This is a genomic window from Serratia sp. JSRIV006 (genome assembly GCF_019968685.1).
GTDB classification, from domain to species: domain Bacteria; phylum Pseudomonadota; class Gammaproteobacteria; order Enterobacterales; family Enterobacteriaceae; genus Chania; species Chania fonticola_B.
Map to the genome: position 1 here is coordinate 468,527 of NZ_CP074137.1, position 24,575 is coordinate 493,101.

Sequence of the window (24,575 nt, forward strand, 5' to 3'; positions counted from 1 at the left end):
GGCATCTGGTTGAAAAATTTAATTTGGCCAGTGTTTTTCGTAGAGTTTGCTAAAGTGTTGCATCTCACGAATGTTAGCAGTCGGTTCACGACATGCTCGGGCACAGGTAGAAACGATATTTCTATAAAACTCCTGAGATACAGACGTAATTTCGCCATAATTCATCAATAAATCAGGAAGATGCTCTAAGATTTTTTCTCCGCGAGGAACCATCACAATGCTCGGCGGTCCACTGTAGTTATTAATCAACACATATCGCCAACTTGGGTCTGCTACTCCCTGGTACGGGATGACTTCGCAGGGACATGCATCACCTCCACAAGAAAGGTTTTCATAGCTTCCCTGAAGTGCCATAGGTGTTTTGGCCATGAGTACATAAGGACCAGTCCCAACATAACCACACATAGATTCGTTATATTCAATGCTGAGCAAATCTCGCAGGGCAAAATACGCCTGCCTGCTAAGTTCGGCTTTTCCTGACATGAACCACTGAAGTTCCTTTAAGGTAACTCCTACCGTTGTTGCAATTTCTTTGGGTGAATTAGGCCAGCACGCCACAAGATTTTTGACGACCTTAGCAGTATTATCATAACTGTTGTCAATCCACTCATCATCTATATCGATATTTTCCGTTATATTCTCACCTATTAGAAGCCACATAGTGCCGTTAAGGGTGCTAATATTGAAATAGCGAGGCTGAGCAGGTGGTAGTAAGGATTCCCAAGATGACAACCATGGCCCCGGTTTCCAGTCGAGTTCATTAGTCACTATTGGCTCTGGTATTTGTGATGGTAAGTTTAACCATTGTTGGATTTCATTATTAATTTTGTTGCTGTTGATACCGCTGCGATCCTCACGAATACTGGATTCGTGGTTGTATTGAGCGTCCAAGCAAAGTTCTTGGATGGACCTGATAAGGGGCAGTTTCTCCCGACTACGTTTTCCTAGCAGCCATAGACTCGCGTTTTGAGCTGAACGCAGGGATCCTGGAAGCGATTTTTCCTTTGCATCAGCCACCTTAACATGGACACCTATTGTTTTCATTTCGCTCACTAAATCAGGGCAGGATTTTTCAATATTGCGATTTATTAACAATATATCTGGTTTTCCACGTAAACCATCGGCATTGCGCCATGCATCAAGAAGAACATCCCTGAGGGCTCTAGGCTGGTCTACGCTGGTAAATGTCATCCATCTAATGGGTAACCCAGCAACGGTCAATCCATAAAGTAATAAGGGGCTAAGGCCATACCGTGCAGCATCTTCTAGCTTGATAGGATCACGCACAGACACAATTCCATGCATCGGATGATGAAAAAGGAACTTAGCAATCCCTACGTAGAAATGATGTAATCTTGTTAATGCTGGTGTCTGTTGATTCATTTTGCCTACACTCCTCCAAAGGGTTGAGTTGCACTAAAATTTATCAATGGGTTGAAAGCAATTCTCACACAAAAGAATTGAGCAGATTTTTTTAATCTTAACGATCTTCCCACAGTGAGCGCATTTAACTACATCACCAAATGATTTACTTGTCTTATGCAATGAAGAGACGTCTTTTGTTTTATCTCTTTTGCTTGGGTAGCTAATAAGGTTTTTATTGTTTGAGTTTCTGTTTCTTTCAATCTGCGCTCTATTTTCTAGATCTTTTTGTCTTTCTTTTAATTCTCTCTCTTTACGTTCAATTCTTTCTTGTTCTATTTTTTGTTTTGTACGATTTATTTCATTGGTGACTTGTTGAGTCAATAAATTAGAATCTGCGAAATATATTTTTTTCTCGACAGAGTCAAATGACATATCATTAAAGTCTACAAGTTGACATTCCCACGCGTAATCAATTGATAAGCTATTGGATATGTATGGTTTGCGATAGTAGCATTTCAGCGTTAATCGCTGGTTTTTTGACGATATCTCTTTTGCCTCGTCGTCGAAGACAAATACGTTTGAATTATTGCCATATCCTATGTCGAGAGTTGTGAATTTATCCCTATCAAAGTTGAGGAAAATCCACATAATATAAGTGTCATTTTCTTTGTAAAACTTCTCTCGGCCAATGATTACTTCGATAAATGTAGTTGAAACCTGTAATTCAAAAACGATTGAGTATTTTTTTTCAGCGCTAATAGTGCTGATATCAGGTCTTCGCCAACGCTTTGCTATTCCGGAGCTATTTATTTCTCTAAATGTCGATTCAACTAATATTTCATTAGTGAAAAATTCATCTATTTTTAATAATTCAGCTAGCTTAAATTTGTTTTCTTTATGCGCTCGCCCCTCTTTTTGTCCATTGAACTTCATCGCCAGAATTTCATCATGCGTCAAATTTGTTGTTGTCTTGATTGGGCAATCGTCAGAGTTTTTTGTATGAGCGAAAAAGAACGATCTTTGAATATTTCCTCTTAAAACAATGGGTTGGTAGCAAACGCTGCATAAAGCAATCGGACTAGTGGTGCGCGCTTCCTCCAGTTTTCTTCGAAAAGTAAAAATTTTCTCCTCATCACAATTGTCCAAGAATTCATTTGCATTAATATGCCGATCTTCTTCGGTCATGAAAACCGATGTCATATTCCTAATCAAAACACCTCCATCGCTAACGCTTATCGAATGCTTGAATTTAAACCACTATATTTAACATATGCACTTCAATGCAACGTTTTTAGATTTTTAACTAGTCGGTGAGTGGTTGATATTACAAGATTAATCATAAGGTCGATGGCACTTTCTGGTGCGGGACTATCATGCAACCTACGCCAGTGAGGCTGCTGGCACCTTGTCTAAGCCGTTAATTTATCCCATTTCACAACTGGTTTAAGGTGGCTTTCCACGCGGGCTCTGAACACTGTAGCGTCATTTGCCACAGATGGAGCCGGTCATGCCCTATACCATCGCCCCAATACAGACCGTCGTTCTCACTGGGCAGGGTTAGCGTTTGGCTGTGAATGTCCTTATGGCACCTTAGTGGGAGTTTTTATGCTTAGCCGATTGAAAAACCTATTGAGAACACCTGATAAGCCTGGCGGCGTCATCAAACCTGAAGCGGATACTGTTATCCCTGGTTATTTCTCTCCTCAGGGCCTCGATACGCTGACGGCCTTTTCTGGTCGGCAACCTTTGCTCAACCAGATGCGGGAGAATAGCGCGCTGCCAGCCGAATTGTATCCGTTGCTGTATCTGGCTCCTCTCCATCAACTGTTGCTAAGTACCCAGAATGTTCCCGCAGCACCTTCCGGCCCCTGGTCTGGCGTCGGTGGGTTCGGGGATATGACGATAAAATTTACCACCTGTGCCATGCGTCTGGCCCGGGGATATATGTTTCCTCCGGGCGCAGAGCCGGAAGAGCAGGCGGCCCAGAATGTGTTATGGAACGCAGTGATCTATTGGGCAGCGCTGTTTTATCACGTACCGCTGCTTTTCCAACTGGAAGCTGAACTGCGGGACGGCGCGCTATGGGCTCTCGGTCTAACGGTGCCGGACCGACCATTTCGTTTCCGGTTTAGGGCCAGTCCCCTTAATGCTGCGCAGGTACAGAGCCTGTCAGCCATGCTGTCATTCCGCCTGCTGCCTGAGGAGGCTATGCTCTGGCTTTGTTCCGTCCCTGAGGCGTTATTTTGCCTGTCTGACCGGTTATATGGTACGTCGGCCTCAGTCCCGCTGATCGATGAACTATTAGGCAAAGCGGCACAGACGCTGGATACCCCCTCCTTGCCTGTCGGTAATACCGCCATATCAGAAAACGGCTCCGTGCCTATGACAACATCCGTTTTGCCGCTGAAAAATGATAGTGATATTCAGCCCGCGATTGATTTATTTAGCCTGGATAATGGCGGCCATCAACCCACAACTTTAGCGGTAACGCCTGCTGATGAAGCGGTTTCTGATAAAGGCGACGTTAATCAAAAAGAGGGGAAGGGCTGTGAGTTTCTTTTTTGGCTCTCTTCGGGGCTACGTAATGGTTCCATTGGTATTAATGAAGAACAAGCCAGGATACATCTTATTGCTGGCTGCGCTTTTCTCTGTGTTCCCGAGATTTTTTATTTATTTATTAAGGACACCGGCAGTAAAACCAAACGCAATACCATTCAGTCGGCTTTTGAACGCTTGGGCATTCATAAAATTCGGGCGGGTGAGCGTTTTATGCAGGCCCGGGTCTATAGTAATCCGGCTGGCACAGGCACGTTTCGCGCGGTTACCGGCTATCTGGTCAAGGCCTCGTCCCTATATCGGGGCGATCCACTGCCGGATGATAGTCTGTTGTTTATGTTGCAATAACCAACGATATATAGGTATTTATATAACTGGCGTGTATGTGGCCATCACATACATTTCATTGATAGGAGTAGATAACAATTCAGGGAAAATAAAATATGGAACTGCAACCTAAAGCAACAGGCATTACCTGGGAAGAACTGTTGGATGAGTATTTCTTTGCGCGCAATTTACGCTCTGCTACTGAATGGAGCTACAGTAAAGTGGTGGTTGGGTTTATCCGCTTTATTGGGGAGGCTAAGTGCCCAGGGGAGATAACGCGAAGGGAAATATTACAGTGGCGGCGGGTATTGCTCAAAGAGAGGAACTTATCGACGCATACCTGGAATAATAAGGTGGCTCACCTGAGAGCATTGTTCAATTTTGGTATGGAAGAACAGCTGTTTTGCTTTGATAAAAATCCGCTAACGGATTGTGCGGTACAGAAAGATCGGAAAAAGAAGAAGACGCTAAGCAAAAACCAGCTGACTCGCATTTATCTTATTATGCAGCAGTTTGAAAAAGATGAAGCCATGTGTCGACTTGGCGCGAGACGACGGCGTTGTGCACTCTACCCCGTCTGGTTCTGGCTGGCAGTACTGGATACGTTGCGCTATACCGGTATGCGACTGAATCAGCTACTGCATATTCGTCTGAGGGATATCAATAACGATGAGGGATTTATCGAGCTTCAGTTGGATGGCAGCAAAACGCATCGCGAATGGCGTGTCCCCATCGTGCGACAACTCAAGCATCAATTACAGCGCCTGATAATGCGAACGCAGCAGTCTGGCGCGGAGTCATCTGATTTTGTGTTTGATGTCAGGCGATTTACACCCGGGTACTCTTTAAAAGAGTATCAATATGATGCCGACAACGCCTTACAGTCGGTGCGCTCCTTTTTCTCCCGCCTGTCAAAAGAGTGCGGGTTTGCAGTTTCACCGCATAGGTTCAGGCATACGTTAGCTACAGAGCTAATGAAAGCGCCGGATAGAAACCTTCAGTTAGTCAGAGAACTGTTAGGGCACCGCAGCGTGACAACGACAATGGAATACATCGATATGAAGATGGACATCATCGGCAGAACTCTGGAAAACGAATTGGCGTTACACACGGATATTTGTGTAGAGGTAGATCTTTATCAGGAAGGATTGTCTGGCTAGGTAGGAGAAAATTTGTACGACTTGACAGCTAAATCAATTAACGTAATTATGTAAGGCGATCGAGAACAGGGAGTCTGCTGGAACAGACTCCCTGACTTGAGGAAACCAATCTGAATTCAACCCAGTGCAACGTAAACTTACACTAGGAGATTTCGTCTATGACCGGCCCCTGTATTAACCGCCCGTTAAGCATCTCATCTCTTAACCAGCGTGCTTTGATGCAAATTAGTGGTGCCCGGACTCGGAATCGAACCAAGGACACGGGGATTTTCAATCCCCTGCTCTACCGACTGAGCTATCCGGGCAACGGGGCGCATTAAACCGTATTGGCCGTGCGGCGTCAACGGATTTGTGTCGAAAAACGTGAAAACAGCGCCGATTGCTGGCTTTTCAGGCAAAGGCCGCGTAATTCTGCCTCTGTTGCCACCAGGTCACTGCATATCACGCTTTAGCTTAACGCACCGAACTGACGGCATTGGGCAATATGCAAGATATCTTCGGCCAGCCGTTTGGCGACGGCCACATCCTGCAACTGGCGTTTTATCAACAATTTACTCAGGCAGCCTTCCTGCACCAGTTCCATTTGCTGCGCTACCGAATCGGCGTCGTCGGCATCCATCTCACGTAACAGATCGCGGGTGAAGTCCAGCGAGGTGATCTTCTGCTGTTCGGCCAGTTGATGGATCGGGTGGTCGCTCTCTGGGAAGAAGCTACAGGCGGCAATAAACAGGCAGCCAGGGTAACGTTCATTCTGCACGTGTTCTGCCAGCACGTCGTAACGCGCCAGCAGCTTTTGCTGCGGGCTCAGCGTCTCATCAAGCTGCAACTGGCGGCGCCAGGTATCAATCTGCTGGCCGTGGTAGCGCAGGCAGTCATACAGCAGTGCCTCACGGTCCGGCCAGAACGGTTTGAAATCGCTGTATGGCACACCCAGTTTTTCTGCCAGCATTTCCAAGGTGGTGGTCGCCAGGCCCTGTTTTTCCAACAGCTCCAGGGCTGTATTTAAAACCTGTTCACGTTGCACTAGTGCTCCCTCCAAAAAATGTTCTGAAACTCAGTGTCGTTTACCGAGTGGTTTTCTGCAAATGTGCGTCGAAGGCTTCTGCGTTCATAAAGCCCGTCACGCGGGCTGCGGGTAACTCTTTGCCATCTCGGTCAAAGAACAAAATGGTCGGCAGGCCAAGCACCTGCAAGTGCTTGAGCAAGGCTGCCTGCTCGGCATTGTTGGCCGTTACGTCGGCCTGCAGCAACACCGTATCGGCCAATTGGGTCTGCACCGCTGGATCGCTGAAGGTGTACTTCTCAAACTCTTTACAGGCGACACACCAGTCCGCGTACAGGTCCAGCATCACCGGCTTGCCCTGCGCCTGTTGCAGCGCCTGATTAAGCTGCTCAACGTTATTGATACGGGTGAAATTCAGATGTGGCTGGGCCGCCTGCTCAGAGGCGGTGTTACCGAATGCCCAGTCTTGCAATGGACGAGCCGAAATCACCAGCGCCGCCAACAACAGCACTTGGACGGCTCGCGTCCAGCCACGGGATGATTTCAGGCTCAGGACGAATGCCCAGCCGAAGAATGCCAGCCCGAGCAGGCTCCACAGGCGCAACCCCCAGACGTCGCCGATCACCCGCTCAAGCAGGAACACCGGCAGCGCCAGGATCACAAAGCCAAAGGCTTCCTTGACGTACTGCATCCACGGGCCGCTGCGTGGCAGCAGGCGGTTGCCGAACAGCGTCACAATCACCAGCGGGATACCCATCCCCAAGGCATACAGATAGAGCGTGCCACCACCGGCCCACATGTTACCGCTTTGGGCGATGTACAGCAGGATGGCGCTGAGAGGGGCGGTGGTGCATGGCGAGCAGATCAGGCCTGCCAGAGCGCCCATCACAAACACGCCCACCAGTGAGCCACCCTGCTGGGTGTTGCTCCAGTTGGCCAGCCGCGTTTGCAGTGACGAGGGGAGCTGCAAAGAGTAGCAGCCGAACATGGACAGAGCCAAGGCGACAAACAGCACCGACAGACCGATCAGCACGTAAGGGTGTTGCAGCGCGGCCTGGAACTGCAACCCGGCGGCGGCAACCACCAGGCCGAGCAGGGTATAGGTCAGCGCCATGCCTTGCACATACACCACGGCCAGCACCAGAATGCGCCCGCTGCTGTGTGGCCGCTCACGGCCCAGGATAATGCCGGAAATCAGCGGATACATCGGCAACACGCAAGGGGTAAACGCAATACCGATACCAATCAGCAAGGCCCACAGGGGGGAGAAGGGCAGATTGGCCGGTGCTGTTTCTGCTGGTGTTACGGCTACCGGTGCTGCGGGCTCTGCGGCCAGCGCTACTGCGCTCAGAGGGATCACGCGGGTTTCCGGTGGATAGCAGAAACCGGCCTCAGCACACCCTTGGTAGGTGACGCTCAGGCTGGCATTGTCTCCCGCCTGCAACAGGGGAATATTCAGCGCCAATGGCTCTTTGAATATCGCTACTTCACCAAAGAATTCATCTTTATGCTTCAGCCCGGCGGGCAGCTCGAACTGGCCTAGCGTTGCCTGCTGTGGCACCAGCTTGATTTGCTGGCGGTACAGGTAGTAACCAGGGCGGATTTGCCAGCTTAGCGTCAGCTGGGGGCCCTGTTGTTTAAAATCAAAGGCAAATGCCTGATCGACGGGGACGAACTGGTTGCCCGCGTTTTGGCCGAACAGTGAAGCCTGGGCCGCAGTCGGCAGAAAGAACAGGCTGCAAAGCAGCAATATCAGTTTAATGAGGCGTTGATCCATGACAGGTAATCTTTATCTCCAGCCATCACCGGCAGCACCAACAGTTCGGGTGTCTGGTACGGGTGATGTTGTTTCAGGTAGGTGAGTAGCGCTTGTTGATGCTGGCGATCGCTTTTAAACAGCATCTGCACTTCGTATTCCTGTTGCAGTTTCCCTTCCCAGTAATACAGCGATGTTGCCCCAGGCAGCAGCGTGGCGCAGGCCGCCAGTTTCTCTCCCAGGACGCGTGCCGCCAGCTCTTGCGCCGTGGCTTCATCGGGTGCGGTACAGAGTATGACGATAGCTTCGCAATCAGACATCTTCGGCCCTCTCAACCAGGTTTGGTAACAGGGCACTATACCCTGAAGCGGTGTTGGCTAGAAGGTTAGATTATCAGCAGCAGGAGAATGAGGAGGAGAAAGCGGGGCCGAAGCCCCGCTTGAGGATCACAGAATAACGCTACCAATCAGGAAGCCGAAGATGACGGCAAACGCCACGCCCAAGGTGCCAGGGATCAGGAACGGGTGGTTAAACACGAAGCGCCCGATGCGCGTCGTTCCGGTATCGTCCATTTGTACCGCCGCCACCAGGGTAGGGTAGGTTGGCAGAATAAACAGGCCAGAAACGGCAGCAAAGGAGGCGATCGCCGTCAGCGGGGTGACGTTCAGGGCCAGCGCCATCGGCATCAACGCCTTGGCAGTGGCGGCCTGAGAGTACAGCAACGCCGAACAGAAGAAGAAGATCACCGCCAGTAACCAAGGATGGGATTGGATCACGGTACCCGCAGTCTCTTTAATCCAGTCAAGGTTGGCCTGCACAAAGGTGTCACCCAACCAGGCCACGCCCAGGATACAGATACAGGCGCTCATCCCGGCCTTGAAGGTGCTGGAGTTCAAAATCAGGTCGGTCTCGACACGGCACAGGATGGTGGTCAGGGTGGCCACGCTCAGCATGATGATCAGGATGGCATTGGTGGTGTTCATCAGCGGCGTCGTCACCAGCCCCATGCTTGGGCTGTTGATGATGGCATAAGCCACTACGCTCAGTACGCCAGCCAGGAACAGCATCACGGAGGTTTTCGCACGCGGTTTGATCACGATTACGTTCTCACCACGCAGGGCTACCAGACCTTCTTCGAAGCGTTTTTGATACACCGGATCGTCAGACAGCTTGGAGTCAAACAGCCAGGTAACCAGTAGCGACATCAGTATCACGGCCAGGAAGGTGGAAGGGATCACCACCATCAGCAAATGCAGATAACTCACACCGTGGCCTTCCATAACGGAAGACATGTACACCACCGCTGCCGAGATAGGCGAGGCGGTAATGGCAATCTGCGCGGAAACCACGGCAGTAGACAGTGGGCGGCAAGGTTTGATGCCTTGCTCTTTGGCCACTTCTGCAATCACCGGCAGGGCCGAGAGGGAGATATTACCGGTACCGGCGAAGATGGTCAGGAAATAGGTGACGATTGGGGCCAGAATGGTGATGTATTTTGGATTTTTGCGCAGCAGTTTTTCGGTTTGCTGCACCAGGTAGTCCATCCCGCCAGCGACCTGCATGGCGGCGATAGCGGCGATAACCGCCATAATGATTGAAATAACGTCGAAGGGAATGCTGCCTGGCTTAACGCCAATCATCGCCAGCACCAATACCCCAAGACCGCCTGCAAAGCCTATTCCGATACCGCCCAGCCTGGCCCCCAAAAAGATGGCCAGTAGAACGATCACCAATTCTACTACTAGCATAGTGTTTACCCCTTAAAATGGATTTTTATGAAAACCAAAGGTTGCAACTTTGTATTCTTAGAAAGAAAAAAGGCACGCTATCCAGAGGATTAGCGTGCCTTTCAGGCTACCGGATGAGTCTATTATTGTTCATTTTCATCTGTATAGCGTTTCGCCTTATAGGCCGGGTGCATCAGGTTCTCTACGGAGAAGATGTCATCCAGCTCAGCTTCGGTCAGTAAACCGCGTTCCAGCACGACTTCACGTACGCTCTTGCCGGTTTCAGCACAGATCTTGCCGACAATGTCACCGTTGTGGTGGCCAATGAACGGGTTCAGATAGGTAACGATACCGATAGAGTTAAATACGTAGTACTCGCACACTTCTTTGTTGGCGGTAATACCGTTAATGCATTTTTCCAGCAGGTTATAGCAGGCATTGGTCAGGATGTGAATGGATTCAAACATCGCCTGGCCAATTACCGGTTCCATCACGTTCAACTGCAGCTGGCCTGCTTCGGCGGCCATGGTAACGCAAGTGTCGTTGCCGATCACCTTAAAGCAAACCTGGTTAACCACTTCTGGGATCACCGGGTTCACTTTGGCTGGCATGATGGAAGAACCGGCCTGCAGTTCAGGCAGATTGATTTCGTTCAGGCCAGCGCGTGGGCCGGAAGACAACAGACGCAGGTCGTTACAGATCTTGGACAGTTTGACCGCCAGGCGCTTGTGCGCACTGTGCACCATCACGTAAGCGCCACAGTCGGAGGTGGCCTCGATCAGGTCTTCGGCAGGGACCACCGGCAGGCCACTGACTTCCGCCAGTTTCTTAACCGCCAGGTGTTGGTAACCTTCCGGGGTGTTCAGCGCGGTACCGATCGCCGTCGCGCCCAGGTTCACTTCCAGCAGCAACTCTGCGGTACGGTGCAGGTTACGGGTTTCTTCATTCAGCAACACGCTGAACGCGTGGAATTCCTGGCCCAGGGTCATTGGCACCGCGTCCTGCAACTGGGTACGGCCCATTTTCAGGATGGTTTCGAACTCTTTGGCCTTACGGTCAAACCCTTCACGCAGTTGGTTGATAGCATCGATCAGCTTCTGGTTGGAAGCGTAAACCGCGATGCGGAATCCGGTTGGGTAAGCGTCGTTGGTAGACTGACACTTGTTGAGGTGATCGTTAGGGTTCAGGTATTGGTATTCACCCTTCTGGTGGCCCATCAGCTCCAGGCCGATGTTTGCCAGTACTTCGTTGGTGTTCATGTTCAGCGAGGTGCCAGCACCGCCCTGGAACACATCCACCGGGAATTGATCCATGCATTTGCCTTTATCCAGCACTTCATCACATGCCTGGATGATGACGTCGGCAATTTTACGTGGGATGGTTTGCAGCTCTTTGTTTGCCATGGCGGCGGCTTTTTTCACCATCACCATGCCGCGCACAAACTCAGGAACGTCGCTGATTTTACTGTTGCTGATATAGAAGTTTTCAATCGCACGCAGAGTATGAACACCGTAGTAGGCTTCTGCAGGGACTTCACGTGTTCCTAATAGGTCTTCTTCGATACGAATGTTGTTTGACATGAGAACCTTCTCTATGTTGCTGCCGAATATAATTATGTGCAGGATAACAAAATAATGTTGCCGAGCGGGCCAACTGCGGAAGTATTGACCGCAGCTATTGTCGCTGCCCAGATCATATGCTGGTTGGTAATAAATGAATGAACGTAGATCACTATCTGGTGCTTCAGCAAATGACAGCTTTTGATTTCTGTGAAGAGCTTCACGTTTGTAACATAGAGAATAAAAAAGATCGCCCGGTTGAAATGGCGGCGGGAAGCCCCCATTGTAAGAAGGTTGGCCGATTAGTGGCCCCATTTATCACGTATGCGCCATCGGGCGGGTACGCCGACTCTACCTAGAGGAGAGAACCAGGTGCGCTGGTTACCGTTACTGCTGATATTTCTACTGGCTTACATAGAGATATCCTTGTTTATCAAAGTTGCCGCCGTGTTCGGCGTGGCAATGACGCTGCTGCTGGTGGTGTTTACCTCCTGCGTCGGCGTTTCCCTGGTGCGTAATCAGGGCATGAAGACCTTTGTGCAGATGCAACAAAAGCTGGCGGCGGGCGAAAGCCCGGCAGCGGAGATGGTGAAAAGCGTTTCACTGGTGCTGGCGGGCTTCCTGCTGGTGATACCGGGCTTCTTCACCGATTTCCTTGGCCTGTTGCTGCTGTTGCCGCCGGTGCAGAAATCGTTGACGCTGAAGCTGATGCCGCATCTGAACATCTATCGTCCAGGCGGTTGGGGTCAAGGCGGAGGTGCCGCTAATGGCAACACCTTCGACGGAGAATTCCAGCGCAAGCAAGACGACCGCTACACCTTGGATCATCAACCTGACGATCGCGACAAGCGTGACGACCGCTGATATCTCCCCTCACCCTAACCCTCTCTCTGTACAGACCGGGGACATGGTAGACAGGTGTTCAAGGACATGGTGAACACTTTTTAACATCCTTTACCCATGATGATCGACCTATTTCTCAGGTCGATCGTCCCCACTTTCGTGCTGTACCACCATACCTCGTAGTAGCCCTCTCTCTCACTTTCCTTCAGTCCGACATATTCACCGATAAAGGCCTTGCCCACTTTCAGACCCATCCCTTTCAGGCTCAGTTTTCCACTGACATCCACTTTCCTGACCAAAACCCCCTCGTCATACTCGGCTGCCGCCGGATTGCCATTGTACTGTCGCGATGAAGGCTGATAACGGGACGCCGGTACCGCCATTGACAGGGCTTCGTGTGGACGCTCCAGGTTGTAGGTATTTCGCCAGGCGTCGAACACCTCCTGCAACTGCGCGGCATGGGTAAACCACCGTCCCTGCAGGAGCTCTGCCTTCAGGCTGCGGTGGAAGCGCTCCAGCTTACCCTGAGTCTGAGGATGATAAGGCCGAGAGTGACCCACTCGGATACCCTGACGCATCAGCCACAGTTCCAGCGCGGTCCAACTGCCCGTCGTGTCGCCCCAGGGGGCCCCATTATCCATGGTCATTCTCTCCGGCAAGCCATAACGTTCGAACACCGCTATCAACTGAGACTGCACGGTGACACGTCGTTCGTCCGGGCAGTGCGCCAGACAGAGCGAGAAGCGCGAATGGTCATCCAGCAAGGTCAGCGGATGACAACGCCCTTCGGCGAAGGGGAAGTGGCCTTTAAAGTCCATCTGCCAGAGTCGGTTCGGTGCGTCATGTTCAAAGCGTCCGACGGTGGGCGTCGGTGACGGACCGCCCGGTAGCAGGTCATGGCGGCGCATGAGGTTATGCACGGTGCTGGCGGCCGGTAACGTATGCCCCTGCATCTCGAGCCACCGCTTGAGCTTGCGCGCGCCCCACATCGGATGGGTCAGGTGCGCAGCGCGGAGATGTTGGACAACGGTGTCAGAGGTTCTGCTGGGGGAATGGTGTGGCACTCGAGAACGTTCGTTCAGACCGGCCCTCCCATCAGACTGCCAGCGATGTAACCACTTGTATGCGGTAGCAGGCGCTATGCCGAACTGGCGGCATAGCGCACGGATATTAGCGCCTTCTTGCGAGGCGAAAAGCACAAACTCGGTACGTAATGACATGGCAGATCTCTCATCCCACGGCATAAGCAACTCCACTCAGAAGTACTCATACCTATGTTGTAAGTGTCTACCATGTCCCCGAACAAGTGTTCATGATGTCCCCGGTCTGTACACTCCCAAAGGGAGAGGGGACTCAACGTGCTACATTTGCCCCCGGTACCTGACCGCGACTCTGGGCTACCCCCTCTCCCTAAACAAGTGCTCATGTATTATCCGGTCCGTATAGTGGGAGAGGGTCGGGGTGAGGGGGAGATTGGCCGCGTTTTTGCTAATGGCGTTCACCGCAGACCATCAAATCGAAAATTTTTTTGCTGCTGCCCCTTGAAGGGGGATGGAACGCCCCCATTTCAAATCCCACGGAGCCGGTATCAATAATCTGGCGCACAACCCTAAATCTGATAGAAACCTTCTTACAGGAGAGCGTTCAATGAGTATTCGTCCATTGCATGACCGCGTTATCGTCAAGCGCAAAGAAGTTGAATCAAAATCTGCTGGCGGCATCGTTCTGACTGGCTCTGCAGCGGGTAAATCTACTCGTGGTGAAGTGGTAGCCGTTGGTAAAGGACGTGTTCTGGAAAGCGGCAACATCCAGCCGCTGGATGTGAAAGTAGGCGACATCGTGATTTTCAACGACGGTTACGGCGTGAAAGCAGAGAAGATCGACAATGAAGAAGTGTTGATCATGTCCGAAAGCGACATTCTGGCAATTGTTGAAGCGTAATAACGCTTTATAAATCTTCTGAACTGAACGAGTTGAAGGGAAATACCAATGGCAGCTAAAGACGTAAAATTCGGCAATGACGCTCGCGTGAAGATGCTCCGCGGTGTGAATGTTCTCGCTGATGCAGTAAAAGTGACTCTGGGCCCGAAAGGCCGCAACGTAGTGCTGGATAAATCCTTCGGCGCTCCTACCATCACCAAAGATGGCGTATCTGTTGCTCGTGAAATCGAACTGGAAGACAAGTTCGAGAACATGGGTGCACAAATGGTGAAAGAAGTTGCCTCTAAAGCGAACGACGCTGCGGGCGACGGTACCACCACTGCAACCGTACTGGCTCAATCCATCATCACCGAAGGCCTGAAAGCTGTGGCTGCCGGCATGAACCCGATGGACCTGAAGCGCGGTATCGACAAAGCGGTTATCGCTGCGGTTGAAGAGCTTAAAAAATTATCTGTACCTTGCTCTGACTCTAAAGCTATCGCTCAGGTAGGCACCATCTCTGCAAACTCCGACGAAACCGTGGGTAAACTGATTGCAGAAGCGATGGAGAAAGTGGGCAAAGAAGGCGTGATCACCGTTGAAGAAGGCACCGGCCTGCAAGACGAGCTGGACGTGGTTGAAGGTATGCAGTTCGATCGCGGCTACCTGTCTCCGTACTTCATCAACAAGCCAGAAACCGGTTCTATCGAGCTGGAAAGCCCGTTCATCCTGCTGGCTGACAAGAAAATCTCCAACATCCGTGAAATGCTGCCAGTGCTGGAAGCCGTTGCGAAAGCGGGCAAACCACTGCTGATCATTGCTGAAGATGTTGAAGGCGAAGCGTTGGCTACCCTGGTGGTTAACACCATGCGTGGCATCGTGAAAGTGGCTGCGGTTAAAGCACCTGGCTTCGGCGACCGTCGTAAAGCCATGCTGCAAGACATCGCTACCCTGACTGCCGGTACCGTGATCTCTGAAGAGATCGGTCTGGAGCTGGAAAAAGCTACCCTGGAAGATCTGGGTCAGGCAAAACGCATCGTAATCAACAAAGACACCACCATCATCATCGATGGCGTGGGCGACGAAACCACCATTCAGGGTCGCGTCTCCCAGATCCGTCAGCAGATCGAAGAAGCGACCTCTGACTACGATCGTGAAAAACTGCAAGAGCGTGTTGCTAAACTGGCTGGCGGCGTTGCCGTTATCAAAGTTGGCGCCGCAACTGAAGTTGAAATGAAAGAGAAGAAAGCCCGCGTTGAAGATGCCCTGCACGCTACCCGTGCTGCGGTAGAAGAAGGCGTGGTTGCTGGCGGTGGCGTAGCGCTGATCCGTGTAGCAGACAAAATTGCTGGCCTGAAAGGCGATAACGAAGACCAGAACGTGGGTATCAAAGTTGCCCTGCGTGCTATGGAATCTCCACTGCGTCAGATCGTGATCAACGCCGGTGAAGAAGCTTCTGTGATTGCCAACAAGGTGAAAGCAGGCGAAGGCAGCTTCGGCTACAACGCTTACACCGAAGAATACGGCGACATGATCGCGATGGGTATCCTGGATCCAACTAAAGTGACCCGTTCTGCTCTGCAGTACGCGGCCTCTGTAGCTGGCCTGATGATCACCACCGAGTGCATGGTCACTGACTTGCCGAAAGAAGACAAGTTAGACATGGGTGGCGCTGGTGGTATGGGCGGCATGGGTGGTATGGGCGGAATGATGTAATTCCCCTCACCTCTGTGAGCTAACCACAAAACCCGGCTTCGGCCGGGTTTTTTTATTCCTTTCTTCTGTGTGGGGCTGAATATCGTGCCCGTTTTTTTCAACGTCAGCGGCTAACGATGCGTCAGTGCTGAATTTGATGATATTTTTGCAGACCGTATCCATTAAGCGTGTAAACTGATAGTTCATCAGCTGTCGCTCAAGACGTTGACCAGGCACCTGTGGCCGGTGGCAACGGATGCTTAAGAGATGGCAACGCTTTCTGATAAGCTTTTGCGTAATTCTCAACATCATATGGGGAACAAGATGCGGATTAAAGCCTTACTGGGTCTATCGGCAGCGCTGCTGCTGGCAGGGTGCAGCAGCACCAATGAACTGACCGCCGCAGGTCAACAGGTCAAATTTACCGACACCAAGCCCGCAGCAGAATGCCAGTTGGTAGGCGAAGTCACCGGCACTCAGAGCAACTGGCTGTCGGGGAGCGGTGGTGAGGGCAGCTCTATGCGCGGCGCGGCTAACGATCTGCGCAACAAGGCAGCAGCAATGGGCGGCAACGTGATTTACGGTGCGACCAGCCCAAGCCAGAACCTGCTTTCAAGTTTTGCACCGCTGGACAGCAAAATGATCGGCCAGGTGTATAAGTGCCCATAACGCTGGCATAAGCACCCGTATAAAACAAAAGAGGAATGCCTAGGCATTCCTCTTTTTGCATTCATGTAGGCCACTTAACTTTGCGTCAGGCGTAGATCCAACGGCGTTTTGCTGGGTTCGCCGCCGACTTCACGGGTCAGACGGGGTACCAGATAGCCGGAAACCTTGCTCAGCAAACTTTTCACGATCGCACGAGCCTCGTCGTCGCTGACCATAAAGTGGGCCGCGCCCTGTACCTTATCCAACACGTGGAGGTAGTAGGGCAGGATACCCGCATCAAACAGGGCGTTACTCAGCGTTGCCAACGTATCCGCGTTATCATTGATCCCCCGTAGCAGCACACTCTGGTTCAGCAGCGTCACTCCGGCGCTACGCAACTGTGCCATACTGGCGCGCAGCGGTGGGTCAATCTCGTTGGCATGATTGATATGGGTGACCATCAGCACCTGCAGGCGCGATGCCGAGAAGCGTTGGCACAGCGTGGCGGTGATGCGGGCAGGGATCACCACCGGCAAGCGAGTATGAATACGTAGGCGTTTGAGGTGTGGGATGGCCTCCAGTTCCCCGATCAGCCAATCCAGTTCATGGTCTTTGGCCATCAGCGGATCGCCCCCGGAGAAAATAATTTCATCCAGTTCCGGCTGTTGACGGATATACTCCAACGCTTGAAGCCAGTTTGCCTTGTTGCCCTGGTTCTCCTGATAGGGGAAATGACGGCGGAAACAGTAGCGGCAGTTAACCGCACAGCCGCCTTTTACCAACAGCAGGGCACGGTTGCGATACTTGTGCAGTAACCCCGGCACCACGCTGCGCTGTTCATCCAGCGGATCGGTGGTGAAGCCTGGGGCATCGATGAATTCTGCGCTGGCGGTGAGTACCTGGCGCAGCAGCGGGTCATTGGCATCACCGGGTTGCATACGCGCGGCAAAGGCTCGCGGCACGCGTAGCGCAAACAGGCGGCGTGCATCGCGCCCCTGTGGCAGTTCCGGGTGCGTATTTAGTGACAGAAGCTGCAGTAATTCATCTGGGTCGGTAATAACATCGGCGAGTTGATGCAACCAATCTTCTCTATGCGCCGTGTTTTGGGTTATAATGTGTGCCATTTTTTTGGCTAAGCTACCAGTTTAAATTTTCAGAGGGCCATCATGGCGACTTATTCTAGCAACGATTTCCGTCCGGGTCTTAAAATCATGTTCGAAGGCGAACCTTACGCTGTCGAATCCAGCGAGTTCGTCAAACCAGGTAAAGGCCAGGCTTTTGCGCGTGTAAAAATGCGTCGCCTGCTGACCGGCACCCGCGTTGAGAAAACCTTTAAGTCTACCGACTCCTGCGAAGGCGCGGACGTGGTAGATACCAACATGAACTACCTGTACAACGACGGTGAGTTCTACCACTTCATGCACCCTGAGACTTTTGAACAGCATCAAGTTGAAGAGAAAACCGTTTCTGACGTAGCGAAATGGCTGCAGGACAACGCGGAATGTATCGTCACCCTGTGGGATGGCCGTCCTATCGCTGTTCTGCCACCGAACTTTATCGAAGCAGAAATCACTGATACCGATCCAGGCCTGAAAGGCGACACCGCAGGTACCGGCGGCAAGCCAGCTACCCTGAGCACCGGCGCCGTAGTTAAAGTGCCATTGTTCGTGCAGATTGGCGAAGTGATCAAGGTTGACACCCGCTCTGGCGAATACGTCTCCCGCGTTAAATAAGTTTCAACACAGAGGAACCCTCGTGGTTCCTCTGTGTTATCCCTTCCCGTCACACGTTGGCAGAACCGCATGATGAAGAAAACGCTGTTGGCCGTGGTCTCTCTGTTGTTGCTGATGTCCCTCAGCGGCTGTAATACCTTCCGTGGTTTTGGTGAAGACGTTCAACACCTAGGCGGCGCGATTTCCCGCAGTGCCAGCTGATACCTATTAGCGCCATTAATCGGATAATGCAGAAAAATCCGTTTATTCCGGCAACCCTCCTGATTTTTACTACGCTTAGAGAGCTACACTTTTTCACTAATAACGAATAAGGGTAATCTTATGCTGAAGAAAACTATTTTCGCCATTTTTTCCTTGTTGATCCTGTCATCGCTGGTGGGCTGTAATACTACCGAAGGTGTGGGCAAAGATGTTGAAGCTGGTGGTCAGGCGATCCAGCGTAGCGCACAGTAAATTCCTTTGGGTTCAACGGTATTCCACGGCAGCGCTTGATTTTCCCTTCCGTGGAATACCCATTTAATTCTCTTGTTTGCTATAATCCACGTCTTCAATCAGCCAAGTGGGACGACCCGCCTGCGCTTCTGTTGTCTGGGGACGACCCCATAAGTTCTGGAGCCAGTGTCATGGCATGGATCATTTTGCTTTTTGCGGGCCTGTTAGAGGTCGTCTGGGCTATTGGCCTGAAATATACCCACGGTTTTACCCGTTTGACCCCCAGTTTGATTACCGTCGCTGCGATGGTGGTGAGCATGGTGTTGCTGGCGCACGCCATGAAAACGTTGCCTGCGGGCACGGCTTACGCCGTGTGGACCGGGATTGGGGCGGTGGGCGCGGCGGTAATGGGCATGGTGCTGCTCGGTGAGTCGACCAACATCATGCGTATTCTCAGCCTGTGCCTGATCGTGGCCGGGATCCTGGGGCTAAAATTCAGCAGTCAATGAGTGGGCTGCTGATTGACCCAGATTAACGCTTCGGTATCAAAGCCGTAGCCCTTGGCAATCTGCACTAGTCTGTCGCGCGTGGCGGCTTCCAACGTCGGCGTGCGCGACAATATCCACAGATAGTCGCGGTTTGGGCCACTAACCAGCGCATAGCGGTACTCCGGATCGAGTTCGATGACGTTATAGCCGCCATAGAAAGGGCCGAAGAATGAGACTTTCAGCGAGGCCGTTTGCGGCGAGCCGATAAAGTACGCCTTGCCTTCGCTCTCCTGCCACTGCTGTTTTTTGCTATCGAAACCCCGGTTAATCACCTTCAGACCGCCGTCTGTGCGCGGGCTGTAATTGGCCGTAACCTGCTCCAGGCCTCGTTCAAAGCGATGATCCAGACGCGCGATTTCATACCAGGTGCCCAGATAGCGTTTGCTATCGAAGTTATCTATGACCTTGACGTCCTTCGGGGGTGTCACGCTACAGGCAACGGAAGCGAGGGCGGATAAAATGACGCAAAGCTTTGACCAAAAACGCATGGGTGACTCCTGTTTTTCAGTTACAGATAAACAGTGTAGTCGAAAGAGTGGGAGTAGCGGAATAGGCGGCCAACGGGAGTTGGCCGCCAGAGGTCTTACAGCGTGACGACCCCGATCAGGGTAACGACGCTCAGGATGGCTGCCAGGCCGTAGAACACCCATTTGCCTGCAGGCACGTGGATTTTCAGATCGTGCATGGCATGGTGGATACGGTGTAGCCCGCACCATAATGGCAAAATGATCATCAGCAGCAGGAACAGGCGGCCGATCCAGCTTTGGCAAAACGCCAGGACGCGCTCATAACCTAAAGCTTCGCCAGGGAACAGGCCGAGTGGCAACAGGATGCCGACCAGCAGCACGATAGCTGGAGCAACGATCGCTCCCCACATACCGCCAGCGCCAAATAATCCCCAGAAAACCGGCTCGTCAGAGCGTTTAGGTGATTGATTTATCATGTTTCCTCCGGATTACAGTAACGCTACGGCGAGAATGATCACGGTGACGACGATCGTCACTGCCCACAGCGCCTTAACGATTGGCTCCGGCCCCATTTTCTCGCTGTTGACGACAATGTTGGCGGCTTTCGGTGCCAGATCGAACCAGGTTTTGGTATGCAGTGCGGCGGCCAGCAGGGCGATGATGTTAATCAGCAGCACCAGCGGGTTTTGCAGGAAGCCGACAAACCCGGCCCAGCTTTCAGGGCCACCCTTCAGGGCAAAGACGCCGTAGATCAGCACGATGCTGAACCACACCGCCAGCACCGAAGTGCCTTCACGCAGCATGTAGAAACGGTAGAAACCCAGCTTTTGCCACCAGGTTGGCGTCATGGTACGCACATAGGGCTTACGTTGTGTTGTCATTGCTGTCTCCCCTCCCTTATTGCGGTTTCAGCATTGCGATCATGAAGTCTTTGGCACTCTCTACCTTACCCTGCTGGATCGCAGCGGCCGGGTCGACGTGTTTTGGACAGACTTCAGAGCAGTAGCCAACAAACGTACAGGACCAGACACCGTTCTGGCCGTTAAGCAGCGGCATACGCTGTTTCTTGCCGTGGTCGCGGTTATCCAGGTTATAACGGTGCGCCAGCGTAATCGCTGCCGGGCCGATGAATTCCGGATTCAGGCCGAACTGTGGGCAAGCGGCGTAGCACAGGCCACAGTTGATGCAGCCGGAGAACTGGTGATACTTCGCCATTTGCGCCGGGGTCTGCACGTTCGGGCCATCTTCCGGCTTGCGATCGTTGCCGATGATGTAAGGCTTAATCGCTTCCAGGCTCTCGATAAAGTGGGTCATATCCACCACCAGATCGCGCTCGATCGGGAAGTTGCCCAACGCCTCAACCTTCATGCCATCGGTATATTCACGCAGGAAGGTTTTACAGGCCAGCTTAGGCACGCGGTTGACCATCATGCCGCAAGAGCCACAGATGGCCATACGACACGACCAGCGGTAGGACAGGTCTGGCGCCAGGTTATCTTTGATATAACCCAGTGCGTCCAGCAGCGAAGTCTGCTCATCGTAAGGTACGCTGAAGGTCTCGAAATGCGGCTCGGCGTCGCGTTCCGGGTTATAGCGCATGACCTCGATTTTCAGGGTTTTCAGCTCAGCCATTCGCCTGCTCCTTATCCTTTCTCTCTTTGTCCTGCGCTTCGGCTGCGGCGCCATAAACACGCTGGGCCGGTGGCAGTTTGGTAATTTTCACGTCGCTGTACTCCAGGCGTGGTGCACCGTTCGGGTTATGGAACGCCAGCGTATGTTTCAGGAAGTTCACGTCGTCACGCTCGGTGCAACCTTCGTCGAGACGCTGGTGTGCGCCGCGCGATTCTTTACGGTTGAAGGCCGAGTGCGCCATACATTCGGCAACGTCCAGGCCATAGCCCAGCTCGATGGTGTACAGCAGATCGGTGTTGAACACGCTGGAGTTGTCGGTAATTTTGACGCGCTTGAAGCGCTCTTTCAGCTCCGCCAGCTTATCGATGGTTTTCTGCATCAGCTCCGGCGTACGGTAGATACCACAGCCTTCTTCCATCGACAGGCCCATTTCATCGCGGATCTTCGACCAGTTCTCGCTACCTTCTTGCTTCATCAGATTGCTGAGACGGGTTTCCACGTCGCGGCCTTGTGCTTCCAAAGCGCTGCCGTTGGCCGGGCCACTTTCCAGCGCGCGGCGGGCTGCGTGTTCACCTGCCACACGCCCAAACACCACCAGCTCAGCCAGCGAGTTGGAACCCAGGCGGTTCGCGCCGTGCAGGCCAACCGAGGAACATTCGCCGACGGCGAACAGGCCTTTGATGCGGGTTTCACAGTTTTGATCGGTTTCGATACCGCCCATGGTGTAGTGCGCGGTTGGACGGACCGGGATTGGATCCTTAACGGGATCGACACCCACGTAGGCTTTCGACAGTTCACAGATGAACGGCAGACGCTCCAGCAGTTTCTTCTCGCCCAGGTGGCGCAGATCCAGATAGACCACGTCGCCGCGCGGGGTGGCGATGGTGCGGCCAGCACGCCATTCATGCCAGAAAGCCTGCGACACTTTGTCACGCGGGCCCAGCTCCATATATTTGTTTCTTGGCTCGCCCAGCGGGGTTTCCGGGCCCATACCGTAGTCTTGCAGGTAGCGGTAGCCGTCTTTGTTAACCAGAATACCGCCTTCACCGCGGCAGCCTTCGGTCATCAGGATGCCTGAACCTGGCAGGCCGGTTGGGTGATATTGCACAAACTCCATATCGCGCAGTGGCACGCCGTGGTGGAACGCCATCCCCATACCGTCGCCGGTGACGATGCCGCCGTTGGTGTTATAGCGATAAACACGGCCCGCACCGCCGGTGGCCATGATGACCGCGTTGGCACGGATCTGCACGCGGGTGCCTTCCATCATGTTCATGGCAACTACGCCGCGCGCCTGGCCATCATCCACCAGTACGTCCAGCACGAAGTGCTCGTCGAAACGTTGGATTTGTGGGTACTTCAGCGAAGTCTGGAACAGAGTGTGCAGCATGTGGAAGCCGGTTTTATCGGCGGCAAACCAGGTACGTTCAATCTTCATGCCACCAAAGCGGCGCACGTTGACCGAACCGTCTGGCTTACGGCTCCACGGGCAACCCCATTGCTCCAACTGGGCCATTTCACGTGGGCAGCTGTGAACAAAGTGATCGACCACGTCCTGCTCACACAGCCAGTCGCCACCGGCTACGGTGTCCTGGAAGTGATAGTCGTAGCTGTCGTGATCCTGAGTGACTGCGGCGGAGCCCCCTTCGGCGGCTACCGTGTGGCTACGCATTGGATATACTTTAGATATCAGCGCGATTTTCAGTTGGGGATTGGCTTCCGCGGCGGCTATAGCGGCCCGTAAACCAGCTCCCCCGGCACCAATGATGGCTAGGTCGGCGTTAAAGGTTTGCACTGCACTCCTCCAATGTTCTCGTTAAAACGACAATTTAATTAATCTATGCTTAATATTTATAAAGGTGCTTCGGGTGCTAAGCTAAATTCAGTGACTTTTAAAACTAAACACTAAGGATAGATAACTGCTACCGAATATAGGGTTATCACTATACCTAAAGTTAAGTAGTAGAAATTTGATGTGATCGATTGTTTTGCCTTTTAACCGTTACGCAAGAGGCATTCCTGCAAAAATAAGGTGTTGCCTCGCCTTTGTCTTTGATTCGCGCGATTGTCGGTGGTTTATATGGCTTATATGTTTTTTATGATTTTAATGTAGACCAGCGCCCACAATAGCCAAGAATTTGTTTGCTTGAGAGGATGCGAGTAGACTGCACCCCCTGTTTGATTTCGGAGTAATTACCATGAGCGAAACGGCAAGCTGGCAGCCAAGTGCACCCATCGCCAATTTGTTGAAGCGCGCAGCGATACTGGCTGAGATCCGGCGTTTCTTTGCCGATCGTGGCGTATTGGAGGTGGAGACCCCGGCGATGAGCCAGGCGACAGTCACCGACATCCACCTGGTCCCGTTCCAGACGCGTTTCGTCGGCCCGGGCGCGGCAGATGGCCTGACGCTGTACATGATGACCAGCCCGGAATACCACATGAAGCGTCTGCTGGCGGCAGGGAGCGGCCCGATCTATCAGCTGGGGCGCAGCTTCCGTAATGAAGAAGCGGGGCGGCATCACAACCCTGAATTCACCATGCTGGAATGGTATCGCCCGCACTATGATATGTATCGCCTGATGAACGAGGTGGACGATCTGCTGCAACAGGTACTGGATTGCGACAGCGCCGAAACCCTGTCCTATCAGCAGGCGTTCCTGCGCCATCTGGATCTCGATCCGCTGTCGGCGGAGAAGGCACAGCTGCGTGAGGCTGCGGCCAAGCTCGATCTGAGCAACATTGCCGATACGGAAGAAGACCGCGATACCCTGCTGCAACTGCTGTTTACCGTGGGCGTCGAACCCCATATCGGCCGTGATAAACCGGCATTCGTTTACCACTTCCCGGCCTCACAGGCCTCGTTGGCAGAAATCAGCACCGAAGATCACCGTGTCGCAGAGCGGTTCGAGGTCTATTTCAAAGGTCTTGAGTTGGCGAATGGTTTCCGCGAGTTGACCGACGGCGATGAGCAGCGCCAGCGCTTTACGCAGGACAATCGTAAACGCGTGGCGCGTGGCTTGCCGGAGCACCCGATTGATAACAACCTGCTGGATGCCCTGAAGCATGGTATGCCGGAGTGTGCGGGCGTGGCATTGGGCGTCGATCGTTTGGTGATGTTGGCGTTGGGAGCCGAAAGCCTGAGCGAAGTGATCGCGTTTCCGGTCAGCCGGGCATAACGTTTTTGCCTCAATGAAAAAGGGTTCG

Annotated in this window: 25 protein-coding genes and 1 tRNA gene; 11 read left to right on the plus strand and 15 right to left on the minus strand. The window is 52.5% G+C overall.

Features of this window, described 5'->3' with window-relative positions; genetic code table 11:
* Positions 1-18 precede the first annotated feature (18 nt).
* The gene (locus tag KGP16_RS02090) at positions 19-1,383 is read right to left on the minus strand and encodes a hypothetical protein (RefSeq protein WP_223500756.1); all 1,365 of its coding nucleotides are present in this window, start codon (positions 1,381-1,383) and stop codon (positions 19-21) included.
* A gap of 33 nt (positions 1,384-1,416) precedes the next feature.
* Positions 1,417-2,550 (minus strand): DUF6035 family protein, encoded by a 1,134-nt coding sequence (locus tag KGP16_RS02095; protein WP_223500757.1) that lies wholly within the window; start codon positions 2,548-2,550, stop codon positions 1,417-1,419.
* A gap of 420 nt (positions 2,551-2,970) precedes the next feature.
* Here KGP16_RS02095 and KGP16_RS02100 point away from each other — a divergent pair, with 420 nt between their 5' ends.
* Both KGP16_RS02100 and KGP16_RS02105 read left to right on the plus strand, forming a co-directional pair.
* Entirely contained in the window at positions 2,971-4,269 is a 1,299-nt protein-coding gene (locus KGP16_RS02100) for a conjugal transfer nickase/helicase domain-containing protein (RefSeq protein WP_223500758.1), read from the plus strand.
* Between the two features lie 95 nt (positions 4,270-4,364).
* Positions 4,365-5,408, plus strand: a complete 1,044-nt coding sequence (locus tag KGP16_RS02105) for a site-specific integrase (RefSeq protein ID WP_223500759.1) — start codon at positions 4,365-4,367, stop codon at positions 5,406-5,408.
* A 229-nt stretch (positions 5,409-5,637) separates the two neighbouring features.
* Here KGP16_RS02105 and KGP16_RS02110 read toward each other — a convergent pair.
* From KGP16_RS02110 to aspA, 6 genes are all read right to left on the minus strand, one after another.
* Positions 5,638-5,713 (minus strand) — tRNA-Phe (locus KGP16_RS02110).
* 143 nt (positions 5,714-5,856) lie between these two features.
* The gene (locus KGP16_RS02115; RefSeq protein WP_021807590.1) at positions 5,857-6,432 is read right to left on the minus strand and encodes a transcriptional regulator; all 576 of its coding nucleotides are present in this window, start codon (positions 6,430-6,432) and stop codon (positions 5,857-5,859) included.
* A gap of 40 nt (positions 6,433-6,472) precedes the next feature.
* Positions 6,473-8,188 carry a protein-disulfide reductase DsbD gene (locus KGP16_RS02120; protein WP_209530358.1) on the minus strand — a complete coding sequence of 572 codons (1,716 nt, stop codon included), beginning with the start codon at positions 8,186-8,188 and terminating at the stop codon, positions 6,473-6,475.
* A complete protein-coding gene (gene cutA / locus KGP16_RS02125; protein WP_021807588.1) occupies positions 8,164-8,487 on the minus strand; it encodes a divalent cation tolerance protein CutA in 324 nt (107 codons plus the stop codon). The genes KGP16_RS02120 and cutA overlap by 25 nt, the downstream gene beginning before the upstream one ends.
* 126 nt (positions 8,488-8,613) lie before the next feature.
* Positions 8,614-9,915: an anaerobic C4-dicarboxylate transporter gene (locus KGP16_RS02130; protein WP_021807587.1), complete on the minus strand. Its 1,302-nt coding sequence runs from the start codon at positions 9,913-9,915 to the stop codon at positions 8,614-8,616.
* Positions 9,916-10,037: 122 nt separating this feature from the next.
* Positions 10,038-11,474 (minus strand): aspartate ammonia-lyase, encoded by a 1,437-nt coding sequence (aspA, locus tag KGP16_RS02135; protein ID WP_021807586.1) that lies wholly within the window; start codon positions 11,472-11,474, stop codon positions 10,038-10,040.
* A gap of 351 nt (positions 11,475-11,825) precedes the next feature.
* Here aspA and KGP16_RS02140 point away from each other — a divergent pair, with 351 nt between their 5' ends.
* Positions 11,826-12,317 carry an FxsA family protein gene (locus KGP16_RS02140; protein ID WP_094982818.1) on the plus strand — a complete coding sequence of 164 codons (492 nt, stop codon included), beginning with the start codon at positions 11,826-11,828 and terminating at the stop codon, positions 12,315-12,317.
* An 80-nt stretch (positions 12,318-12,397) separates the two neighbouring features.
* Here the strand turns inward: KGP16_RS02140 and KGP16_RS02145 are convergent, their stop codons facing one another.
* Positions 12,398-13,552: an IS481 family transposase gene (locus KGP16_RS02145; protein ID WP_371822128.1), complete on the minus strand. Its 1,155-nt coding sequence runs from the start codon at positions 13,550-13,552 to the stop codon at positions 12,398-12,400.
* Between the two features lie 391 nt (positions 13,553-13,943).
* Between KGP16_RS02145 and KGP16_RS02150 the strand changes: the two genes are divergently transcribed.
* The 3 genes from KGP16_RS02150 (at position 13,944) to KGP16_RS02160 (ending at position 16,580) form a co-directional block, all read left to right on the plus strand.
* Positions 13,944-14,237 carry a co-chaperone GroES gene (locus KGP16_RS02150; RefSeq protein ID WP_004952634.1) on the plus strand — a complete coding sequence of 98 codons (294 nt, stop codon included), beginning with the start codon at positions 13,944-13,946 and terminating at the stop codon, positions 14,235-14,237.
* Between the two features lie 48 nt (positions 14,238-14,285).
* Positions 14,286-15,932 (plus strand): chaperonin GroEL, encoded by a 1,647-nt coding sequence (gene groL / locus KGP16_RS02155; protein WP_021807582.1) that lies wholly within the window; start codon positions 14,286-14,288, stop codon positions 15,930-15,932.
* 303 nt (positions 15,933-16,235) lie between these two features.
* Positions 16,236-16,580 carry a DUF4156 domain-containing protein gene (locus KGP16_RS02160; RefSeq protein ID WP_024484770.1) on the plus strand — a complete coding sequence of 115 codons (345 nt, stop codon included), beginning with the start codon at positions 16,236-16,238 and terminating at the stop codon, positions 16,578-16,580.
* Positions 16,581-16,654: 74 nt separating this feature from the next.
* Here the strand turns inward: KGP16_RS02160 and epmB are convergent, their stop codons facing one another.
* Positions 16,655-17,683 carry an EF-P beta-lysylation protein EpmB gene (gene epmB / locus KGP16_RS02165; protein ID WP_223500761.1) on the minus strand — a complete coding sequence of 343 codons (1,029 nt, stop codon included), beginning with the start codon at positions 17,681-17,683 and terminating at the stop codon, positions 16,655-16,657.
* A gap of 42 nt (positions 17,684-17,725) precedes the next feature.
* Here epmB and efp point away from each other — a divergent pair, with 42 nt between their 5' ends.
* The 4 genes from efp to sugE all read left to right on the plus strand — a co-directional run bounded on the left by efp (position 17,726) and on the right by sugE (position 19,233).
* Complete coding sequence (gene efp / locus KGP16_RS02170) at positions 17,726-18,292, plus strand: elongation factor P (RefSeq protein WP_024484772.1); 567 nt, start codon at positions 17,726-17,728, stop codon at positions 18,290-18,292.
* A 69-nt stretch (positions 18,293-18,361) separates the two neighbouring features.
* Positions 18,362-18,493, plus strand: coding sequence for an entericidin A/B family lipoprotein (locus KGP16_RS02175; RefSeq protein ID WP_021807578.1), 132 nt, complete (start codon positions 18,362-18,364; stop codon positions 18,491-18,493).
* A gap of 120 nt (positions 18,494-18,613) precedes the next feature.
* The gene (locus KGP16_RS02180) at positions 18,614-18,745 is read left to right on the plus strand and encodes an entericidin A/B family lipoprotein (RefSeq protein ID WP_021807577.1); all 132 of its coding nucleotides are present in this window, start codon (positions 18,614-18,616) and stop codon (positions 18,743-18,745) included.
* Between the two features lie 170 nt (positions 18,746-18,915).
* Positions 18,916-19,233 carry a quaternary ammonium compound efflux SMR transporter SugE gene (gene sugE, locus KGP16_RS02185; RefSeq protein ID WP_021182101.1) on the plus strand — a complete coding sequence of 106 codons (318 nt, stop codon included), beginning with the start codon at positions 18,916-18,918 and terminating at the stop codon, positions 19,231-19,233.
* On the opposite strand, the gene blc is transcribed toward sugE, so the two are convergent.
* The 5 genes from blc to frdA form a co-directional block, all read right to left on the minus strand.
* Complete coding sequence (blc, locus tag KGP16_RS02190) at positions 19,227-19,760, minus strand: outer membrane lipoprotein Blc (protein WP_021807576.1); 534 nt, start codon at positions 19,758-19,760, stop codon at positions 19,227-19,229. The two genes, sugE and blc, sit on opposite strands and share 7 nt — an antisense overlap.
* Positions 19,761-19,855: 95 nt before the next feature.
* Positions 19,856-20,215 (minus strand): fumarate reductase subunit FrdD, encoded by a 360-nt coding sequence (gene frdD, locus KGP16_RS02195; protein ID WP_021182103.1) that lies wholly within the window; start codon positions 20,213-20,215, stop codon positions 19,856-19,858.
* 12 nt (positions 20,216-20,227) lie between these two features.
* Positions 20,228-20,620, minus strand: a complete 393-nt coding sequence (gene frdC, locus KGP16_RS02200; protein ID WP_021182104.1) for a fumarate reductase subunit FrdC — start codon at positions 20,618-20,620, stop codon at positions 20,228-20,230.
* 16 nt (positions 20,621-20,636) lie between these two features.
* Positions 20,637-21,371 (minus strand): succinate dehydrogenase/fumarate reductase iron-sulfur subunit, encoded by a 735-nt coding sequence (locus tag KGP16_RS02205; RefSeq protein WP_021182105.1) that lies wholly within the window; start codon positions 21,369-21,371, stop codon positions 20,637-20,639.
* Complete coding sequence (gene frdA / locus KGP16_RS02210) at positions 21,364-23,166, minus strand: fumarate reductase (quinol) flavoprotein subunit (protein ID WP_021807575.1); 1,803 nt, start codon at positions 23,164-23,166, stop codon at positions 21,364-21,366. The genes KGP16_RS02205 and frdA overlap by 8 nt, the downstream gene beginning before the upstream one ends.
* Before the next feature lie 403 nt (positions 23,167-23,569).
* Here frdA and epmA point away from each other — a divergent pair, with 403 nt between their 5' ends.
* Complete coding sequence (epmA, locus tag KGP16_RS02215) at positions 23,570-24,547, plus strand: elongation factor P--(R)-beta-lysine ligase (RefSeq protein ID WP_021807574.1); 978 nt, start codon at positions 23,570-23,572, stop codon at positions 24,545-24,547.
* Positions 24,548-24,575: the final 28 nt, after the last annotated feature.

Bases quoted from the DNA above. Each gene is read 5' to 3' on its own strand.
- KGP16_RS02090 (WP_223500756.1), bottom strand. From the start codon at position 1,383: ATGAATCAACAGACACCAGCATTAACAAGATTACATCATTTCTACGTA.
- KGP16_RS02095 (WP_223500757.1), bottom strand. From the start codon at position 2,550: ATGACCGAAGAAGATCGGCATATTAATGCAAATGAATTCTTGGACAAT.
- KGP16_RS02100 (WP_223500758.1), top strand. From the start codon at position 2,971: ATGCTTAGCCGATTGAAAAACCTATTGAGAACACCTGATAAGCCTGGC.
- KGP16_RS02105 (WP_223500759.1), top strand. From the start codon at position 4,365: ATGGAACTGCAACCTAAAGCAACAGGCATTACCTGGGAAGAACTGTTG.
- KGP16_RS02120 (WP_209530358.1), bottom strand. From the start codon at position 8,188: ATGGATCAACGCCTCATTAAACTGATATTGCTGCTTTGCAGCCTGTTC.
- cutA (WP_021807588.1), bottom strand. From the start codon at position 8,487: ATGTCTGATTGCGAAGCTATCGTCATACTCTGTACCGCACCCGATGAA.
- KGP16_RS02130 (WP_021807587.1), bottom strand. From the start codon at position 9,915: ATGCTAGTAGTAGAATTGGTGATCGTTCTACTGGCCATCTTTTTGGGG.
- aspA (WP_021807586.1), bottom strand. From the start codon at position 11,474: ATGTCAAACAACATTCGTATCGAAGAAGACCTATTAGGAACACGTGAA.
- KGP16_RS02150 (WP_004952634.1), top strand. From the start codon at position 13,944: ATGAGTATTCGTCCATTGCATGACCGCGTTATCGTCAAGCGCAAAGAA.
- groL (WP_021807582.1), top strand. From the start codon at position 14,286: ATGGCAGCTAAAGACGTAAAATTCGGCAATGACGCTCGCGTGAAGATG.
- KGP16_RS02160 (WP_024484770.1), top strand. From the start codon at position 16,236: ATGCGGATTAAAGCCTTACTGGGTCTATCGGCAGCGCTGCTGCTGGCA.
- epmB (WP_223500761.1), bottom strand. From the start codon at position 17,683: ATGGCACACATTATAACCCAAAACACGGCGCATAGAGAAGATTGGTTG.
- efp (WP_024484772.1), top strand. From the start codon at position 17,726: ATGGCGACTTATTCTAGCAACGATTTCCGTCCGGGTCTTAAAATCATG.
- KGP16_RS02175 (WP_021807578.1), top strand. From the start codon at position 18,362: ATGATGAAGAAAACGCTGTTGGCCGTGGTCTCTCTGTTGTTGCTGATG.
- KGP16_RS02180 (WP_021807577.1), top strand. From the start codon at position 18,614: ATGCTGAAGAAAACTATTTTCGCCATTTTTTCCTTGTTGATCCTGTCA.
- sugE (WP_021182101.1), top strand. From the start codon at position 18,916: ATGGCATGGATCATTTTGCTTTTTGCGGGCCTGTTAGAGGTCGTCTGG.
- blc (WP_021807576.1), bottom strand. From the start codon at position 19,760: ATGCGTTTTTGGTCAAAGCTTTGCGTCATTTTATCCGCCCTCGCTTCC.
- frdD (WP_021182103.1), bottom strand. From the start codon at position 20,215: ATGATAAATCAATCACCTAAACGCTCTGACGAGCCGGTTTTCTGGGGA.
- frdC (WP_021182104.1), bottom strand. From the start codon at position 20,620: ATGACAACACAACGTAAGCCCTATGTGCGTACCATGACGCCAACCTGG.
- KGP16_RS02205 (WP_021182105.1), bottom strand. From the start codon at position 21,371: ATGGCTGAGCTGAAAACCCTGAAAATCGAGGTCATGCGCTATAACCCG.
- epmA (WP_021807574.1), top strand. From the start codon at position 23,570: ATGAGCGAAACGGCAAGCTGGCAGCCAAGTGCACCCATCGCCAATTTG.